Genomic DNA, 19,011 nt, shown 5'->3' with positions numbered 1-19,011 from the left:
TTTACTATTGACGAATATCAAACCACCAACGATTTTTCGAATTCATATTTTCAGTGTCACCACTCCCTCTGTAATTGAAAGCATCCAGAAAGATTGAATCTAGTTTATCCTCATCTACAAAATAACCTAAATTAACTTTTACTGTTTCTCCTTGTCGGATACTGCCAATATTGTAGAAGCTTTTCCCATCTCCATGAGGTTCTAAATAATCAACTTCGCCTGTCATAATATTTTTTTCTGCAATTCCATCTTTCCCAGCATACTTCCATGCATTTCCTTTACCTTGAAGCACTTGTATGGATGGATGCATATAAATTTCTTTCGTCTCCTTTTTACCTATATTTTTCACTGTTGTTGTCAGGTAGACAAATTTAGGGGGAACTAATTTCCACTCTATCAATTTATCAATTGACTCTTTACCATTTCCCACTTTATATTCATCCCGCCTATATGGTATCAATTGTCCTGCTCGATCCAAAGCTTGATTCTCTCTTAATCTCCCTAATCCCATTTCGCTAAAGTTTTCTTGCTTAAAATCTTTAATTGAATCAAAAACTTCAACTTTTTCTATCACATATTCAATTTGGCTGTTATCCATAGATATCGTTACTGGAACCTTTTGCCCTATATGAAATAGTCGTTTGCTATCTTTTTTCAAAGGAATTACCTTAGTTGTTTTACCTTCTTGGCTAAAATACTTTTTATCATAATCGCTTATATGTGATGACTTTTCTTTTGACGTGGGCTCAAGTGAAATGCTCCCTAGCACATCCATCATTTGTTCTTCGTTTATATCGTTTCCAATGTAACTTTGTAACATAATTCCTTCTTCCTCAAAATAGAGAAAAATTACTCTATTAAACATTAAATCTTTATTTCCAGTGTCTCTATGTACAATTACTGCCTTCTTACCATTTATTTCTTTTTCTTCATAACTTTTCGAGTACAGAGTTGGAAAGTCTGAATTCCCCTCTACTCTCCAAAGAACGAATGAAAATCCGCCTAGTGCGTAGTTATCTTTAAAGGAATATTTCATAGCAGAGTCATCAATTGCTTCCATATTTTCTGGTAATTTATCGATTTTTAACTTATACCACTTATCAGCCTTTTTCGAATCCTTGTTTGTTACCGAAACATTTACTTCATAATTTTGTTTTTGAACAATCATATTATAGACTTTTACTGCTCCAAAAACGGTTGTCGGCATGCCGATCAATAAGCAAGCAGCAGCGATTAACATACGATGTCTTTTACGCTTTTTCTGCGGTTGTCCATCTTTCAGCTTCATTTCCTCCATAAACAATTTCTTATTACGCGTATATGTATGTGAAAATTCATGTTGTTCTTCGAGTTTATCAAAATCATCTAAAGCAATTTTTTCAGCAAGTTCATATATTTCTTTGGAGTTCTTTGAATTCGTCATGTTGTATACCTCCTATAATAGTTTGTACTCGTTTTCGAGCGCGTTCAAACTGCTTGCGGACATTAGCCTCCGTTATCCCCATGACATTTGAAATTTCTTGATACGTTAAGTTATAGAAGACTTTGTACTTAAACACCTGTCTGTTAGATTCACTTAACTCTTTTAGCAATGCATCAATTTGAACCTCAGACATTTTACGTTTTTCCCACTCTTCAATATTTTCATCTACTGTTTCTATTGATTCTCTCTCATATTCTTCTAAAAATGTTTCATGTCGTTTATTTTTCCTGTAACTATCAATCGCCTTGTTTTTCGCGACCCTCAAAATGTAGCGTTTAAGCTCTTGAGTAGCCAAGTTATGGAGCTTTTCCAAGTTCTTATATAGGGTAATAAACGTCTCTTGAACTGCATCTTCTGCCTGCTGAATATTATTTAAAATAGAATAAGCTACATAATAAATTTTTTGTTCGTACAACTCGTATAGCTCTTCCATCTTTTCATAATCGTTGTTTGTGACTTTCATATAACTCCTCCTCTCACTCTATATAACGAATGGGCGATATACTTTGTGACAATAAAAAAATCTATTTATATATAAAATTTAATAATAAAATAAACAAAAGCCCAATTTCTCTATTTTAACTGAGAAATTAGGCTTTTTAATATTAGAATTTTCCTGACTGCTACGCCTTTTCAGTAAACAGCATTTGCTCTATCACTTCTTTTAACAAACGCTTTGTCTCTTCCAAGTTATGATTCTGCTTTTCTCCCGGTTGTACCGTATAAAACTCAGCAAACGAGCGCTCTTTATATCTTGGTACGACATGCATATGATAATGCGTTAACTCGTTAAAGATTCCACCATTTTGGCAAATCGTAATTCCATCTGGTTTATATAATAGCTTAATCGCTTTTGCAATCAGTTTAGAAGCATCCATAATTGCTTTTGCTACAACATCATCTAATTCGTCTACTTCTACAACATGTTGCTTTGGCACAATTAAAGTATGACCTGTATAGAAAGGTTCATGATCTAAAAAACATGTTACATAGTCATCTTCATATACTTTATATATCATTTCCTCTTCGTTTGCTAATTTACAACCTAAACATTTCATAATACTTCCCCCTCTGTTAAAAACATAAAAACGTGAGATCCGTATTCTCACGTTTTTATATTTCACTTTATTAGTTCAATTGTTTCCGTAACTTTTATACTATCTTTTACAGATTGAACAATCGTACAATTTTTAACTGCAAGTTGAAGCGCTTTGTCCAACTGCTCTTCTGTAATGTTTTGTGCTTTAATTTTATAGTGCAAATGAACACTTTCAACTGGTTTTGATAAAGCTTCACTTCTACCAATTTCCGTTTCAATTGTAAACGTATCATATGTAATACGTTTCTTTTCTAAAATTGTTCGAAAGACAATTGCACTACATCCTGCGATAGAAGAAACGAGTAATTGTAACGGTGAATACCCATTTTCTTTTCCAATCGCTAATGGACCATACGATAAATCTGCTTCTATATCATCGTGTTTGATTGTTAGTTTCATTTGTATTTTCCATCTCCACTTTCATCGGTTTCTGCCGTTTCTTATTTATATAATAATATATGTAGCAGAAAATGATAAATGGAATACCACAGTATAACGCCATTCTTTGTTCTGGAATAAACGCTAAACTAATAACAACGATACTATTTGTAATTAAAGCTAAAATAGGAACAATTGGATATAACGGTGTTCTATACTTTAAGTCCTCTAACTTTCCTCCGCCTTTTATATACTGGCTTCTAAAGCGTAGTTGCGATAGAGCAATAATGATCCAACTTGATACAGCTGATAAACCAGCTATAGATAATAAATACATGTATACTGTATCTTCTGCAAGGAAGCTTGTGAATAAAGAAAGACCAGCTACAGCAATCGTTACGACTAGCGCTGTAATTGGAATACCACGCTTATTTACTTTCTGGAAGGAAGTTGGTGCCATTCCTTCATTTGCAAGTGACCATAATATACGAGTTGCCGCATATAATCCTGAATTCGCTACAGATAGTAACGCTGTAATAATAACGAAGTTCATAATATCAGCTGCGTATGGAATACCGATTTTATCAAATACGACTACGAATGGACTTTCAATTACGCCTGCTTCTTTCCAAGAAATTAATCCTACTAAAATTGTCATTGTTAAAATGAAGAATAACATAATGCGCCATACTGTATTACGAATCGCACGTGGAATTGTTTTTTCAGGATCTTTACTTTCTCCTGCTGCAATCCCGATTAACTCTGTTCCTTGGAACGAGAAGTTAACTGTAATCATCGTAAGTAATACGGCAGCTAGTCCATTCGGAAATAATCCGCCATCGCTTACAAAGTTAGAGAAAAGAGGTGCTGCTTCTTTTCCGTCATATGATATAAACCCTAGTAATGCACTACCACCAAGAACAACAAATGCAAGAATTGTAACTACTTTAATACTAGAGAACCAAAATTCTAATTCAGCATAACTTTTCGCCGAAATTGCGTTTGAAGCATATAAAATAACGCCGAATACGAGACACCATACCCAAACATCAACATTCGGAAACCATCTTTTCATCATTAAACCAATTGACGTTAACTCTAAACCTACTGTTACTGCCCAGCCAAGCCAATATAGCCAGCCGATCATAAAGCCCGTTCCTGGTCCAATAAACTTCGTCGCATACTTTTGGAAAGAGCCTGAAACTGGCATTGCTACCGTTAACTCTCCAAGACAAAGCATTGTTAAATACATAATAAATCCGCCTACTAAATATGAAAGGATGGCTCCCCCTGGTCCAGCCTGATTAATGGTGTAACCTGAACCTAAGAAAAAACCAGTCCCGATTACACCACCTAGTGCGATCATAAATAAATGTCTACTCTTCATCGTACGATGTAATTTCTCATTTGTTGGTTGCTGCATCTAAATCCTCCCCCTACCGATACCCCTATATCTTGTTAAAATTTTCTGATAATAAAAATATACACGAAAGCGATTACAATTTCTATATAAAATTAAAACTTTTCTGATAAAACGATATAAAAAATCGAATTATCGCGAGATTAAGATTCTAATTAGAGGAAAATAAGGAGAAACAAGGAAAAACTCTTACATATATTGTAAGAGTTAGCGAAGTTCTAATCTTCTCGATAAAATTGATAAACTATAATTGACGATAAAGTACATACAAGCTACTACTATAAACGTTGGAATCATATAATTTACATTCTGTCCGCTAATAATTTGAGCATTATGTATAAGCTCTGGCAGTGATATAACAACTGCTAATGCTGTATCTTTCAGCAATGAAATAAACTGACTAACAAGCGGCGGGACCATTCTTCTTAATGCTTGTGGTAAAATAATGTGCCAAAGCGCTTGAACGTACGTTAATCCTGAAGATCTTGCAGCCTCAATCTGCCCTTTTTCAATCGATAATAGGCCACTTCGAACGATTTCAGATATCATTGCTGCTTCAAATATTGTTAAAGCAACAATTACAGCTGTTATAATTTCTAATTTCAAGCCTGCTTCTGGAAGTGCAAAATACGTGAAAAATATAATTAAAAGTAGTGGTAAATTTCGAATTACTTCAACGATAATTCCTAATACTTGTGAGACGACAGGGATTTTCATATAGCGCAATATCCCTATTACACTACCAATAATAAAGCTAAGTACAATTGCTACGAGCGCTACCTCTAACGTTATAAGTAATCCTTTTAATAAAAACAGAATATGATCTCCTGTTATTGCTCCCTGAAAGTCCATTTACACCGCCTCCTTTGCTAAGCGTTTTTCTAAATAACGCACTAGCATACTGAGCGGAATTGTTAATATTAAATAAAACATCCCGACAAATATATACACATCGAACGTAACAAAAGTCTTCGTTGAAATTAAATCTCCTTGATACATTAAATCAGTACCCGCGATAATTCCGAGTATGGAAGAGTTTTTTACTAAATTGAGAAATTGATTTCCTAGAGGAGGAATTACGATTTTCATCGCTTGAGGTAAAACAACATAATACATCCCCTGTATATACGTTAATCCTGAAGACCGTGCTGCTTCCATTTGCCCTTTTGCAACGGATAAAATACCAGCGCGAATGACTTCCGCAATAAACGCTGCCGTATATACAGTAAGCGTAACTGTTCCTGCTACAAAACCATTTAAAGTAATTCCTACTACAGGTAAAGCGAAATAGAATATAAATGCAATTAATACGAGCGGAATATTTCTTACAAACTCCACAAAAGCCGTTCCCAACCAATTTAAAATACGAATAGGTGCAATGCGCATTACAGCCAAAATTACTCCCAAAATAAAGCTGCCTATTAACGCAATTACACTAGACATAACTGTATATTTAAAGCCCTCTAAATACATATCAATGTTATTTGTTAATATAGAAAAATCAGGCACATATTCTCCCCTCTTTCTTTACAAGAAGAGGATGAGCGTCCCTCATCCTCTTACTATTTATCAATGGGAATACAGCTCCGCTCATTAAAATATCACTTTACTACTCTTGCTTTTGTCCAATCCATTTCTCATACAATTTGTCGTACTCCCCGTTCGCCTTCATATCTTTTAGCAAGCTATTAATCTCTTTCGTTAAATCATCTGCACCTTTTTGCACTGCAATTCCGTACGGCTCATCCGTGAAAATTTTTCCTACAACTTCATAATTCGTATCTTGTTTTGCCATGCCGTAAAGAATTGCATTATCTGTCGTTAAAACATCACCTTTCCCTGCTTTTAACGCCGTAAATGCCTCACTGTAATTTTCAAATTCTAATACAGTCGCTTCCGGTGACTTTTGACGAATATTATTTGTAGACGTTGAGCCTTTTACCGCTAACACTTTCACACCTTTTTTCACATCATCAATACTTTTAATATCGCTCCCTTTTTTCACAAGTAACGATTGCCCTGCTTTAAAATATACATCTGAAAAATCTACTTCTTTTTTACGCTCCTCCGTAATTGTCATTGTGGCGATAATTGCATCAATATCACCATTTTTCAGTAGTGGAATACGCGTTTTAGACGTTACTTCTTTTAATTCTAGTTTCTTTTCATCTCCAAGGATTTTTTTCGCAAGCGCCTTTGCGATGTCAACATCAAATCCTTCTACCTGCCCTGTCGAAGGATTTTTCAAGCCGAATAAGTTCGTATCATTCTTCACTCCAACTACTAGCTTCCCGCGCTTTTTAATTTGCTCAACGGCTCCGCCTTGCTTCGTATTCGTTTCTTTTGCCTCATCTTTTTTACTTCCGCACCCGGCAACGACAAGTAAGAATAAACATGAAAATACGATTAACGTAAACAACTTTTTCATTTTAAGCATAAAACTCCCCCTTTAATGATTTAACACTCTTCTTAAAAATAGACGAGCTCTTTCTTGTTCAGGGCTTGCAAAGAATTGCGCCGGTGTTGTATCCTCAATGATCTTGCCATCATCCATAAATAAAATCCGATCTGCTACTTCCCGCGCAAATCCCATTTCATGCGTGACAACGACCATCGTCATCCCTTCTTTAGCTAGCGTTTTCATAACATCAAGTACTTCCCCGATCATCTCTGGATCAAGAGCAGACGTAGGCTCATCAAATAACATAATTTCTGGCTGCATTGCAAGCCCTCTAGCAATTGCTACCCTTTGCTGTTGCCCTCCAGATAATTGATGCGGGTATACACTAGCCTTCTCCGGGATTCCTACTTTCTCTAAATAAAACATCGCTGTTTTCTCAGCTTCCTCTTTTGAAACCTTATTTACTTTAATAGGTGCTAGTGTAATATTTTGAAGAACCGTTTTATGTGGATATAAATAAAAATGTTGAAAGACCATCCCGATATTTCGGCGTAATTCATTCATATCTGTTTTGACATTGTGTACCTCCGTATTTTGTACAATTAACTCTCCATCTGTAATTGTCTCTAATTGATTTATACACCGAAGCAACGTGCTTTTTCCTGATCCTGAAGGCCCAACAACTACTACCACTTCACCTTTTTTCACTTGCACATTAATATCTTTTAAAACTTGAAAATTTCCATAATATTTATTTACATTACGAAACTCTATCAACATACTCCCCCCTTCCACTAACAAAGCATGTACATTCTTTTTATATTCAAAAATAGGCAAAAAAATAACTTCCTGCCTCATTTTGCCCATAAAAAAAGCAAAGGGATTTTCCCTTTGCTTTTTCACTTCTATTTTATTAAGATACTTCTTCTTTCTTATCTTTTCCGTATTCATGCTCCCAGAAATCAGCATTTTTAATTCCTAATGGCCCTGGATCGAATACCGGATCTTTTCCTTCTTTTTTCTGCTTTTCATAATCCTTTAATGCGACTAATGCAGGTTTTTGTAATAATAAAATCGCAATGATATTTACCCATGCCATAATTCCTACACCGATATCACCTAAAGCCCAAGCTGTTGCTGCTGTTTTGATACAGCCGTAGAATACAGCTCCTAAGAATACAAATTTTAATACCATAGACAGCCATGGACGGTCTTTATCGCGATTTAAGTACGCGATATTCGTTTCTGCAATGTAGTAATACGCCATAATTGTTGTAAATGCAAAGAATAATAACGAAATTGCGACGAAACCGTTTCCAAATCCAGGGAAAACAGATTCTACTGCTGCCTGTGTATATCCTGGTCCTGGCTGAGCACCATTTAATTTATTTACGATAAAGTTTTTTCCGCTTGCATCAAATACGTTATACATGCCTGTAATAATCATCATAAATGCTGTTGCTGAACAAACAAATAATGTATCAATGTAAACGGAAAATGCTTGCACTAAGCCCTGCTTAGCTGGATGTGATACTTCCGCAGCAGCTGCTGCATGTGGTCCAGTTCCTTGTCCTGCTTCATTGGAATAAATACCACGTTTTACTCCCCAAGAAATTGCTAAACCGATAATACCACCGAAAGCCGCTTCTAATGCAAACGCACTTCTTATAATTAACATAAATGCTTCTGGTAATTTTTCAATATTCATAGCAACAATAACGCAAGCTACTAAAATATAACCAACTGCCATAAATGGTACGACAACTTGGGCTACGTTAACGATTCGCTTTACTCCCCCAAAAATAATAAGAGCCAATACAATAACCAATAAAGCCCCTGATACTGTAGTATTAATTCCAAAAGCTGTTTCTAAACTGACTGCAATACTATTTGCTTGCACACCTGGCAGCAAAAGCCCCGTTGCAAGAATTGTCGCTGCAACGAATACTAATGCATACCATTTCACACCTAAACCTTTTTCAATGTAATAAGCAGGTCCACCGCGAAACTGTCCTTGATGTTTCGTCTTATATATTTGCGCGAGTGTTGATTCTACATAAGCTGATCCTGCTCCTAAAAAGGCTACTGCCCACATCCAAAATACAGCTCCTGGTCCACCGAAGGCAACCGCTGTTGCTACCCCAGCAATATTTCCTGTTCCAACGCGCCCTGATAATGAAAGTGCTAACGCTTGGAATGAAGAAACACCAGCCTCTGATTTTTCACCTTGAAATGTCAGCTTCACCATTTCTCCTACATGCCTTACTTGTAAAAACCTCGTTCGAATGGAAAAATATAAACCTACTCCTAAACATAAATAAACAAGTGCTGGACTCCAAACAATATTATTTAACCAATTTACGAAAGCTTCCAACATTCCCCCTCCTTTTTTATAAAGAATATTCAGAATATATATAAAATTATAAGTGTATACCGAATCTAGGACAATATTATTTTAATAAAGCAAACATATTTTTGTATAAAAAAACAAAGTATACATTCATTTTGTATACTTTGTTTTGAACAAAATGTATTATATATTCACAATTGCTTCTTTCCTTATAATTCTTCCATATAATTCTTCTGATAATTTCCGGAAGTTATCTGGCATATCTTTCCCCTTAAACTTCTTTTGAAGTGTACCGTATAAACCAACATCACGTAGACGTAAGAACAACGGTAACGATTCATACCAACTATCAGCCAGTCTGTGCTCATACTCATAGCCTTTTCGTAAAACTTGTAGCTGTTTACGAGCAAATTCCGTCTTCTCTTCCGCTGTCCACGGTGTAAATAGAACAGAGTAATAGAGTACCATCGCTAAATCGTGTATAAAGTAATTATAAGCCGCATCATCAAAATCAAAGATAGTTAGCTCTTTACCATCATAATGAAAATTACCTGGATGAATATCACCGTGCATAAGGCCGAACGTTTCTCTTTCAATTGGAAGAGCCTTTATTTCATCCATTAATACCGCTGCAATCTCTTTCACTTGATCATCTTCTAATTCATTCACAATCCCACTCTCGTCCTCTTCCCACGTATCACGATAGTCTGTTTTAGGATAGTTCATTGTTAGGCGGTGCAGTTGACCAATCGCTTTTCCCCATGCTTCAAAGTAAGCATCTCCCCAATAAGGCGATTCTTCTCCTTTTACTTGTTCGCCTTTTGCGTATGTAAATAAAGAAGCAAAAAAGAAAGTGCCATCTTCCGCTCCTATTTCTTCTACAAGATTTTGAGACGCTGAGGAAAGAGGTCCTGCTACCTTTGCCCCATTCTCCGCAACATACCGTAGAAAACCTAGTTCAGCTTCGACTTCTTTTCTTGAACGATGGGAAGAATGGGTTAAACGTAATACGTAATCTTCACCACGATCACCCTTCGCCTTAAAAATATAATTCTCAAAATCTCCAAGCGGCTTTTCTTCCACTGCTACATGAAACAAACTCGCCGCTCTTTTTAAAACCTCTTTTGTAAAAACTCGTTCTACAGCTATTTCCATATGTATCCCTCCTATATATCTTCTTAATTCGACACAAATGTGAGAAGTACTGCTATGAAATTGAATAATGCGTGGGCAATCATAGCTGATAAAATAGAATTTGTTTTCTCATATAACCACGCAAATACTACTCCACTTAAAAAATTCACTGGTAATGTGTTATATGTTGGAATATGAACAACAGTAAATATTATAGAACTTATAAGCACTCCACCCCATATGCCATATTTATCACGGAAAAATGTATAAAAAACACCTCGATATAAAATCTCTTCATAAATTGGTGATATAACTGCTGCTCCAATTACCGCGATACAGAACGAATAGATTGATTGATCATTTTGGACTGTCTCCGTTTTACTATTTTCAAAGGAAATACCCATTTTCTCCATTATCATTAATACAGCAATACTAACTACAATTAAGGTAATCAATGCTATAACTGTCCATAAAAAATCTTTCCATGAAAGCTTGCGAATTCCAATATCTTTCCAAGACAGTTGATATCTTTTTATACAAAAAAGATAGACTACAGTAGTAAATATCACCGCCATTATAAATCCCATTAATACTCCAGCATATAATGAGCTCCCTATTATTTTTAAAGCATATTCATAAAAAAGAGATTCAACTGTTATTGGGACAATAACAAATACGAAAACTAATAAATATAAAATTTCTTTCCATCCCCACATATGCCTCAAAGTCATTTATATCATCCCCTATATCCTATTTTCTACAGTATAAAAGATGACGTAACGTAACTTTCAAGCTATTTTCCCAAAAATAATCCAAGCATAAATTTCTCACAAACAACAAAAATTAACAGAAGTAACTTTATTCTAAAAGAGGTGGAAATTATGACAGAGCAAAAAGAACAACAAGAGAGTAAAAACCAAAAGCATATGTTTCCATCACTTCCGGAAAATATTAATTACATTGACAATAAGCTCTGTCACTCAGATGATATAAAAAAATTAGATATCCCTTTTCAAAATGGAAAAGGGACAATCTTATATATCGAATCTTTAGCAGATCCAAATTTAATTCATCAATTAGCTCTTGAGCCATTATTAACGCGGTCAGATTTGTCTTTAGATAAAGCTTTTTCCACATTAAATATGAAAAAAGAAACAAATTTAATTTATGGTGTACAGCTTTTATTACAGGGTAAATCATTATATTTCCATGAACATGTCGACAGTTTTTGTATTTTCGAAACAGCTTTATCTTTAAAAAGAGATATAACCGAACCTGATAATGAGGGAGTTGTCCGTGGACCGCATAACGGTTTTGTAGAAGATTTAGCAACCAATTTAGCTTCTATTCGTAAACTCATAAAAAGCCCAAATTTCGTCGTTAAATATTTCACACTTGGTGAAGAAATGCATACGAAAGTGGCTATTGCTTATATGCAAAACATAGCCAATGACGATTTAGTTACAGAAGTAAAAAGAAGGTTAGAAACGATTAAGACAGATGCACTTATGCCTCCAGGATATATACAAGAATTTATAGAGGATACGTCTTTCTCACCATTTCCGCAGCAATTAAATACAGAGCGTCCAGATAGAGTCGCAGCAAATTTAATGGAAGGACGAGTTGCTATTTTATCTGATGGAGATCCAACAGCGCTTATCGTTCCTGTTACGTTATTTGCCTTCTATCAATCACCAGACGATTATAATAACCGCTGGATTGTCGGTTCTTTCGTTCGAATGATTCGCTTAGTCAGTTTTTTAATCGCCTTTCTCTTACCAGCTATATATATTGCAACCGTTGCTTTTCATCCTGATGTGTTGCCACTCGAACTTGTGTATACAATTAAAGCTTCATTAGAAAAAGTGCCACTCCCTCCAATTTTTGAAGCTCTCTTAATGGAATTGATTTTCGAATTATTACGAGAAGCTGGTATTCGCTTGCCTAGCCGTGTTGGACAAACAATCGGTATTGTAGGTGGTTTAGTAATTGGTGATGCAATTGTAAAAGCTGGACTTGTTTCTTACACAATGATTATCGTTGTAGCTTTAACTGCCATCTCATCTTTTCTCGTTCCATCAAACGATATGAGTTCAGCAGTTCGAATTCTTCGTTTTCCATTAATGCTCCTTGCTGCCATATTTGGATATGTAGGAATATCATTCGGTCTCATTATAACTTTCGTTCACCTATGTCAGCTTCATTCTTTTCATACACCATATCTTTCTCCTGTTGCACCAATGCGGATAAAAGATATGAAAGATTCTTTCGTAAGACTACCAATTTGGTCATTTTGGGAACGACCACATGATCCAAAACCGAAAAAAATGCAACGACAACATGTAACGAGAGAGGATGAGAACGGTGACAAACACGCAAAGTAAAATTTCGCTTGTTCAATTTACCTTTTTCGTTATTCAGTGCCAAATCGGGGTTGGTATACTTTCTTTACCTAACCGTCTTCATCCAATAGCAAAAGGTGGTGGATGGATTTCCGCGCTCATCGCCGGGCTTGCGATTCAGCTTATTATTTTACTTATGTGGCTTTTCTTAAAACGATTTCCTGATGCAGATATGTATGAAAGTGTTTGTATGCTATTTGGTAATAAGTTTGGAAAACTATTAGGCTTTGCTTATGTTTTTTATTTTACTCTTATCGGTATGACAGTTATGTTAAATGCTTGTAATGTCATTAAAGTTTGGATATTACAAGCAACTCCTTGGTCTGCCATTCTCATGCTATTTACAATAGCTTGTTGTTATGTAGCTTATAACACTTTTAAAGTCATCGTACGATTTTATGTCATGGCCTCTATCCTCATTATTCCAATGGCACTTTTAATTGCCCTAGGGCTTTCCCGAGCTGATTTCTCTTATATTTTTCCCATTTCAGAAGCCGGCTGGTGGAATATAATTCAAGCATCAAAGGAAACAATTACAGCCATGTATGGTTTTGAAATTATTCTTATCGCTTTCCCAAAAGTAAATGGGAGTTCTATTGCAAAACTAAAGGCAATTTCTATCGCTAATGGATTTGTAACCCTTTTTTATACTTTTACTGTTTGGATTTGCTTTATCGTATTTAGTCCGAAACAAATTGAACTTATTCCAGAACCAGTTGCTTACTTATTACGCTCCTTGCATATCGGGATTATAGACCGAACTGATTTACTATTCATACCAATTTGGATGATAACTGTTGTTGCTTCTATCGCTAGTTATTACTGCGCTGCTTCTATAGGAATTGGACATATATTCAATCTTGCTAATCATAAAAAAGCTGTCCCAATCGTTGGTATTATTGCCTTTAGTGTAGCCTTATTTATCGATACACCGGAAGAATTAAAAGTGATTGCAACTTTCACTGATAAGTTCACCTATATTTTCATCGTTGTCCTCCCTCTTTTATTTCTACTTTATTCAGTAATAAGAAATAAGAAAGGAGAACAGTATGTTCAAAAAAAGAGTTAAATTACTTTTTGTATTATGTACTAGTGCATTCCTTTCTGGCTGCTGGGATCAAGAACCATTAAGGGAAGCAAGGTTAGCTTATAGTATTGGATCTGATATTACGGAAGAGAATAAACTCCAGCAAACAATTGAGCTCGTAAAAAGTTCAAACGGAGAGCAATCTTCATTTGAGAATGAAATACATTCAGCAACGGGGCATAACATAAGGGATACAAGCGATGCCCTAAAAAAAAATGTGACTGGAAATATCCGCTATTTTAAATATGGTGTTCAATTACTAGGAACCAAAATTCTAAAAAAGGGTATACTACCCTATTTAGATGTTAGTTTTCGAGACCCAACAAATCCAACTGCTTTAGTAAAGCTTATTGCAGTAGATGGTGAAACATCGGAGATACTAGAAAAAAAGAAAGTAGGAAATTTACTAATTGGAGATTTTCTAAAGAAAAAAGTGAAAAGCTTAGAAGATATGAGTGTATTTCCAAAAGAAACTTTAGAAACAGCTGCTACAAAAATGTTAGATCCCGGTAAAGACTTTACCCTCCCTTCTATAAAAATAAAAGGAAAAGAAGTAATTACAAACGGGTTAGCTTTATTTAACAATGATAAATTGACTGGGCATTTACCTTTGAAACAATCTGTTTTATTCGTATTATTAACCGGAAAAATGGGAACAAGTGCCCGTATAACCCAAAAACTTACTAGCGATGAATCAGAGAAGACATCTGATTATTTAACAATGGAAATTAGCAACCGAAAGTTAAAACGAGACTTAACAATAACAACAGATAAAAAAGGAAATGTTTATGCTCACATTAAGCTTCAATTAAAAGTTATCGCTCTTGAAGCTCCGAGAGATAATCTTTACAAAATGGACGAAAGAAAAAAACTAAATAAAGAATTATCTAAACAGCTGACGAAAGAAGCTAAAAAGATAACGAAAAATTTACAAAAAGCAAATTGTGATGCTTTCGGTATCGGAAGACATCTTATCGCATATCATCCTGACTTATGGAAGAAAAAAAATTGGAATAAAGATTATGCAAAAGTAAAATTCAAACCTGAGGTAGAAGTAAGCATTTTGTATAGTGGTGTCTTAAAATAAAAGGTTGTATGCCGCGTGGGCATACAACCTTTTATTTTACATATCGATATACAATTGATTCATATGGTCTTAAGTTAAGTTTTATAAGATCTTTGCTGGAATCTTTATAATTCGACAGTAGTACTTCTTGTTTCATTCCATCTAATTGAACATGGGCTGGTACAGAATACGTTATTCCTTCTCCGTAGAAGTTACTTATAACGAGTAGTACTTCACTCTTTAAAGTACGAGTATATGCCCAAACCTTAGCATGATTTTCATCTAAAATAGCATATTCTCCTTCTGTAATAACATCATATGTTTTTCTTAGCTCGATTAGTTTTTTATAATGATAAAATACAGAATCCTTATCTTCTAATGTCTTTTCTACATTAATCTCTTTATAATTATCAGCAACTGTAATCCACGGTGTACTTGTTGTAAAACCACTGTTCACCTCTTCATTCCACTGCATTGGAGTACGGGAATTATCACGAGATTTTTGTTTTAAAATCCCGATAATCTCTTCTTTTGATAATCCTTCTTCTCGCTTGATATCGTATATATTTAACGATTCTACATCGCGATATTGCTCGATGAATTCGAATTTAGGATTTGTCATACCGATTTCTTCGCCTTGATAAATGTAAGGTGTGCCCTGCAACATATGCATAGCTGTCGCTAACATTTTTGCAGATTCATTTCGGTACTTTCCGTCATCACCAAATCGTGACACAATACGAGGCTGGTCATGATTACACCAGAATAATGCGTTCCATCCCCCGCCCTTTTGCATTTCAGTTTGCCAATTAGACATAATCTCTTTTAATTTAATGAAATCAAAATCAGCTTGCGTCCACTTATCCCCATTCGGATAATCTACTTTTAAATGATGAAAACTAAACGTCATACTTAATTCATTACGCTCAGGATTTGAATATTTAATACAATTATCAATTGTCGTAGATGACATTTCTCCAACTGTAATTACATCTTTCCCTTCAAAAACATTTCGGTTCATCTCTTGTAAATATTCATGAACGTGCGGGCCATCTGTATAATATTTACGCCCATCGCTTGTCGCCGTACTTCCGTCATCATTCAAGAAACTTTGATCTTTTGAAATTAAGTTAATTACATCTAATCGGAATCCAGTTACTCCTTTATCCAGCCAAAAACGCATCATATCATATACTTCTTCACGAAGTTTTTCATTTTCCCAATTTAAATCAGCTTGTGTCTCATCAAATAGATGTAAAAAATATTGCTTTGTCTTCTCATCATATTTCCAAGCAGACCCGCCAAACTTAGATTGCCAATTATTTTTTTCATCACGCCAAATATAGTAATTACGATATGGACTATTTTTATCTTCCTTCGCTTCTTTAAACCACTTATGCTCCGTCGAACTATGATTTACAACGATATCGAGCATAATTTCAATATTACGTGCCTTTGCTTCTTCTAAAAGCTCTTCAAACTCTTCCATCGTTCCGTAAGATGGATCAATGCTATAGTAATCACTTACATCATATCCATTATCATTTTGTGGTGATTGGTATATCGGTGTTAACCAAATATAATCTACTCCGAGTTCTTTTAAATAATCTAGTTTCTCTGTAACCCCTTTTATATCACCGGTTTCTTTATTGTAATAGCTATTAAAGCTCTTCGGATAAATTTGATACACTACACTTTTATGCCAATCCTTCATGTTTAACTTCCTCCTACTTCTGTTTTACTCGTTTTGCAAATAACCATGTTAACGTAAATGGGATTACAACTGCGATAATCATTCCGACAATAAACATTGGAATCGATTTCGGAATGATAGAAATAAATGCTGGTAATCCACCAATTCCGATAGCAGGTGCTAATACACCATTTGACGTAATAAATATAGCTGCAATAGCCGATCCTATAATCGCTGCATAGAACGGGAATTTATTTCGTAAGTTCACACCAAACATAGCTGGCTCTGTAATACCGAAATATGCTGAGATTGCTGATGTAGATGCCATACTTTTATCATTTTGATTTTTAGAAATCCAGAACATCGCAAGTGCGGCACTACCTTGCGCAATGTTAGAAAGGGCAATCATTGGCCAAATGAATGTACCACCGTGCTGTGCAATTAATTGTAAGTCGATAGCAATAAACATATGATGCATACCTGTAATTACTAGCGGTGCATATAATGCTCCAAACAATATTGCTCCAACTACTGGTACTGTTTCATATACACCTACTAATCCAGCTGTTAATAAATCTCCAATATGACGTGTAACTGGACCAATAATTCCTAAGGCTAACACACCTGTTACGACAATCGTTGTAATTGGTACAACTAATAATTGAATTGCATTTGGTACATGTTTCTTCAAGAAAATTTCCACTTTACTTAACACAAATGCTGCTACTAAAACCGGCAAGATTTGCCCTTGATACCCTACCTTTTCAATTTGAAATAATCCTAAAATATCAAAGTACTCAATCTTTTGTCCATCTAAACCGGTTGCTGCTTTTCCATAATCCCACGCGTTTAATAAGGATGGATGCACAAGCATTAATCCCATAACAATCCCGAGTATCGGACTACCACCAAAACGTTTTGTTGCTGACCAACCGACAAGTGCTGGTAAGAATACGAATGCTGTATTCGCCATCATATTAATTAAATCCCAAAGCCCACTTAAGTTTGGATACACATCTAATAAATTTTTACCTTCAAAGAATAAGTCCTTCGCCCCTAATAGGTTGTTAATTCCCATTAGTAAACCAGCTGTGACGATTGCTGGTAATATCGGCATAAATACATCTGAAAATACTTTTACAAATTTTTGAGCTGGGTTTAACTTTTGATTTCCCGAATCTTTTACGTCAGCTACTGTCGCTTCCTTCATATCTGCAAGCGTTATCAATTCTGCATATACTCGATCAACATCTCCTGGACCAATTACGATTTGAAATACCCCAGCGTTATGAAACGCTCCCTTCACTAATGAAACAGACTGCAATTTATCGTTATCTATTTTACTTTCGTCTTTTAAAGCGATACGGAGTCTCGTTACACAGTGTGCAGCTTGTTCAATATTGTCTTTCCCACCAATATACTGCAACACTTCCTCTGCTGTTTTACGATAGTCTTTCCCCATATTCCCGTCCCTCTTTTCTTTTTTTGATACCGTTTACAATTACATATTAACTCGTATATATAAGTTAGTCAACACTCGTATATACGAGTTTGTATTTTTTTATAAAAAAATAGATGAAACGTTATTACGTTCCATCTCCTTATTTTCTCCGCGCCACATCTGAAAAATGAAAAATATCTAATCGATGGCGGGATTCTGTATATTCAAACTGACTTCCATCATAAAAATGCGTAAAGTTTTTCACAACGACAACATAATCTGTTCCATTTAAATCTAAATACTTTCTATCGTCCTCTGTACATGGCTGCACTTCAATTACCCTCTGTGAGTAACTAATATGAAGACCTAGTTCTTTCTCAATGTATTTATAAATAGACTCCGCTGCAATTTCACTCGTTAATCCAGGAATATATTCCGATACAAAATGATTAATATCCAAAATTACTTTTTCTCCATCAATATTTCGTACGCGTTTAATATGATCTATTTCTGTTTTCTCTTTCACATTTAATAGCTTTGCAACCTCTTTTGTCGCTTTTACTTTCTCCATTTCCACGACTTCTGTAATACAATGGCGTCCTAAACGTTCATTTTCTTCTTGGAAGCTTACAATACCACCAAAGTTAAATTCAATGTTTTTTCGCTTTAAAACAAAGACACCTTTTCCATGTATTTTTTGAACATATCCACGCTCTTGTAATAAATCTACAGCTTTTCTTACCGTACCGCGGCTCGCTTCATACTGCTTCATTAATTCAGTTTCTGATGGGATTTTGCATCCCTCTTTTAATTGTTTATTATCAATAGACTTGCTGATTGCTGTATAAATTTGTTCATACTTACTCATCATCTACAATAGCCCCTTGTCACCTTCTAATTCTATATGTATTATACCACGCTACACTCTTCTGCCAATCTCTCACTTATTTTCCAGTATAGGAAAAATACAGGTAAATATTTAATCTCTAAAATGTATTTTTATAAAAATTTTTATATTTTTCTTTTCATTCAAAAAAACATGTAGTATACTAACTTC

Annotated in this window: 18 protein-coding genes; 3 read left to right on the top strand and 15 right to left on the bottom strand. The window is 35.0% G+C overall.

The window, feature by feature from the left end; translation table 11 throughout:
* Nucleotides 1-4: 4 nt before the first annotated feature.
* The 12 genes from VF726_RS25890 to VF726_RS25835 form a co-directional block, all read right to left on the bottom strand.
* A complete protein-coding gene (locus VF726_RS25890) occupies nt 5-1,423 on the bottom strand; it encodes an anti-sigma factor (protein WP_440173004.1) in 1,419 nt (472 codons plus the stop codon).
* A complete protein-coding gene (locus VF726_RS25885; RefSeq protein ID WP_440173002.1) occupies nt 1,389-1,946 on the bottom strand; it encodes an RNA polymerase sigma factor in 558 nt (185 codons plus the stop codon). The genes VF726_RS25890 and VF726_RS25885 overlap by 35 nt, the downstream gene beginning before the upstream one ends.
* A gap of 160 nt (nt 1,947-2,106) precedes the next feature.
* Nucleotides 2,107-2,592 (bottom strand): HIT family protein, encoded by a 486-nt coding sequence (locus VF726_RS25880; RefSeq protein WP_440173000.1) that lies wholly within the window; start codon nt 2,590-2,592, stop codon nt 2,107-2,109.
* A gap of 11 nt (nt 2,593-2,603) precedes the next feature.
* The gene (locus tag VF726_RS25875; RefSeq protein WP_000778827.1) at nt 2,604-2,981 is read right to left on the bottom strand and encodes an OsmC family protein; all 378 of its coding nucleotides are present in this window, start codon (nt 2,979-2,981) and stop codon (nt 2,604-2,606) included.
* Complete coding sequence (locus VF726_RS25870) at nt 2,956-4,383, bottom strand: amino acid permease (RefSeq protein ID WP_440172998.1); 1,428 nt, start codon at nt 4,381-4,383, stop codon at nt 2,956-2,958. Before VF726_RS25870 ends, VF726_RS25875 begins: the two co-directional genes overlap by 26 nt.
* 204 nt (nt 4,384-4,587) lie before the next feature.
* Nucleotides 4,588-5,232, bottom strand: coding sequence for an amino acid ABC transporter permease (locus VF726_RS25865; RefSeq protein ID WP_440172996.1), 645 nt, complete (start codon nt 5,230-5,232; stop codon nt 4,588-4,590).
* Nucleotides 5,233-5,889 (bottom strand): amino acid ABC transporter permease, encoded by a 657-nt coding sequence (locus VF726_RS25860; RefSeq protein ID WP_440172995.1) that lies wholly within the window; start codon nt 5,887-5,889, stop codon nt 5,233-5,235. It lies immediately after the preceding gene.
* A 100-nt stretch (nt 5,890-5,989) separates the two neighbouring features.
* Nucleotides 5,990-6,817 (bottom strand): glutamine ABC transporter substrate-binding protein GlnH, encoded by an 828-nt coding sequence (glnH, locus tag VF726_RS25855; RefSeq protein WP_440172994.1) that lies wholly within the window; start codon nt 6,815-6,817, stop codon nt 5,990-5,992.
* 12 nt (nt 6,818-6,829) lie between these two features.
* A complete protein-coding gene (locus VF726_RS25850; protein ID WP_440172993.1) occupies nt 6,830-7,750 on the bottom strand; it encodes an amino acid ABC transporter ATP-binding protein in 921 nt (306 codons plus the stop codon).
* A complete protein-coding gene (locus tag VF726_RS25845) occupies nt 7,695-9,155 on the bottom strand; it encodes an alanine/glycine:cation symporter family protein (protein ID WP_440172992.1) in 1,461 nt (486 codons plus the stop codon). The genes VF726_RS25850 and VF726_RS25845 overlap by 56 nt, the downstream gene beginning before the upstream one ends.
* 159 nt (nt 9,156-9,314) lie before the next feature.
* Nucleotides 9,315-10,286, bottom strand: coding sequence for a phosphotransferase enzyme family protein (locus VF726_RS25840; RefSeq protein WP_440172990.1), 972 nt, complete (start codon nt 10,284-10,286; stop codon nt 9,315-9,317).
* A 23-nt stretch (nt 10,287-10,309) separates the two neighbouring features.
* A complete protein-coding gene (locus VF726_RS25835; RefSeq protein ID WP_440172989.1) occupies nt 10,310-10,996 on the bottom strand; it encodes a lysostaphin resistance A-like protein in 687 nt (228 codons plus the stop codon).
* Between the two features lie 150 nt (nt 10,997-11,146).
* On the opposite strand from VF726_RS25835, the gene gerKA reads away from it, so the two are divergent.
* The 3 genes from gerKA to gerKC are packed head-to-tail and all read left to right on the top strand — an operon-like array spanning nt 11,147 to nt 14,841.
* On the top strand, nt 11,147-12,649 hold the full coding sequence (gene gerKA / locus VF726_RS25830; RefSeq protein WP_440172987.1) for a spore germination protein GerKA: 1,503 nt from the start codon (nt 11,147-11,149) through the stop codon (nt 12,647-12,649).
* Nucleotides 12,630-13,736: a GerAB/ArcD/ProY family transporter gene (locus VF726_RS25825; RefSeq protein WP_440172985.1), complete on the top strand. Its 1,107-nt coding sequence runs from the start codon at nt 12,630-12,632 to the stop codon at nt 13,734-13,736. The genes gerKA and VF726_RS25825 overlap by 20 nt, the downstream gene beginning before the upstream one ends.
* A complete protein-coding gene (gene gerKC, locus VF726_RS25820) occupies nt 13,717-14,841 on the top strand; it encodes a spore germination protein GerKC (protein ID WP_440172983.1) in 1,125 nt (374 codons plus the stop codon). The genes VF726_RS25825 and gerKC overlap by 20 nt, the downstream gene beginning before the upstream one ends.
* Nucleotides 14,842-14,872: 31 nt before the next feature.
* On the opposite strand, the gene treC is transcribed toward gerKC, so the two are convergent.
* From treC to treR, 3 genes are all read right to left on the bottom strand, one after another.
* Nucleotides 14,873-16,534, bottom strand: a complete 1,662-nt coding sequence (treC, locus tag VF726_RS25815; RefSeq protein WP_440172981.1) for an alpha,alpha-phosphotrehalase — start codon at nt 16,532-16,534, stop codon at nt 14,873-14,875.
* 13 nt (nt 16,535-16,547) lie between these two features.
* Nucleotides 16,548-17,975: a PTS system trehalose-specific EIIBC component gene (gene treP / locus VF726_RS25810; protein ID WP_440172980.1), complete on the bottom strand. Its 1,428-nt coding sequence runs from the start codon at nt 17,973-17,975 to the stop codon at nt 16,548-16,550.
* A gap of 139 nt (nt 17,976-18,114) precedes the next feature.
* Nucleotides 18,115-18,825: a trehalose operon repressor gene (treR, locus tag VF726_RS25805; RefSeq protein WP_025149797.1), complete on the bottom strand. Its 711-nt coding sequence runs from the start codon at nt 18,823-18,825 to the stop codon at nt 18,115-18,117.
* Between the last annotated feature and the right edge of the window lie 186 nt (nt 18,826-19,011).

The sequence above is a fragment of the Bacillus sp. Brlt_9 genome, from assembly GCF_051948935.1.
Taxonomy (GTDB): Bacteria; Bacillota; Bacilli; order Bacillales; family Bacillaceae_G; genus Bacillus_A.
This window is presented reverse-complemented; position numbering and strand designations above follow the sequence as displayed.

Excerpts from the sequence above, each read along its gene's own strand:
- VF726_RS25890 (WP_440173004.1), bottom strand. The coding sequence starts at position 1,423 with ATGACGAATTCAAAGAACTCCAAAGAAATATATGAACTTGCTGAAAAA.
- VF726_RS25885 (WP_440173002.1), bottom strand. The coding sequence starts at position 1,946 with ATGAAAGTCACAAACAACGATTATGAAAAGATGGAAGAGCTATACGAG.
- VF726_RS25875 (WP_000778827.1), bottom strand. The coding sequence starts at position 2,981 with ATGAAACTAACAATCAAACACGATGATATAGAAGCAGATTTATCGTAT.
- VF726_RS25870 (WP_440172998.1), bottom strand. The coding sequence starts at position 4,383 with ATGCAGCAACCAACAAATGAGAAATTACATCGTACGATGAAGAGTAGA.
- VF726_RS25865 (WP_440172996.1), bottom strand. The coding sequence starts at position 5,232 with ATGGACTTTCAGGGAGCAATAACAGGAGATCATATTCTGTTTTTATTA.
- glnH (WP_440172994.1), bottom strand. The coding sequence starts at position 6,817 with ATGCTTAAAATGAAAAAGTTGTTTACGTTAATCGTATTTTCATGTTTA.
- VF726_RS25850 (WP_440172993.1), bottom strand. The coding sequence starts at position 7,750 with ATGCTGATTTCTGGGAGCATGAATACGGAAAAGATAAGAAAGAAGAAG.
- VF726_RS25840 (WP_440172990.1), bottom strand. The coding sequence starts at position 10,286 with ATGGAAATAGCTGTAGAACGAGTTTTTACAAAAGAGGTTTTAAAAAGA.
- VF726_RS25835 (WP_440172989.1), bottom strand. The coding sequence starts at position 10,996 with ATGACTTTGAGGCATATGTGGGGATGGAAAGAAATTTTATATTTATTA.
- gerKA (WP_440172987.1), top strand. The coding sequence starts at position 11,147 with ATGACAGAGCAAAAAGAACAACAAGAGAGTAAAAACCAAAAGCATATG.
- gerKC (WP_440172983.1), top strand. The coding sequence starts at position 13,717 with ATGTTCAAAAAAAGAGTTAAATTACTTTTTGTATTATGTACTAGTGCA.
- treC (WP_440172981.1), bottom strand. The coding sequence starts at position 16,534 with ATGAAGGATTGGCATAAAAGTGTAGTGTATCAAATTTATCCGAAGAGC.
- treP (WP_440172980.1), bottom strand. The coding sequence starts at position 17,975 with ATGGGGAAAGACTATCGTAAAACAGCAGAGGAAGTGTTGCAGTATATT.
- treR (WP_025149797.1), bottom strand. The coding sequence starts at position 18,825 with ATGATGAGTAAGTATGAACAAATTTATACAGCAATCAGCAAGTCTATT.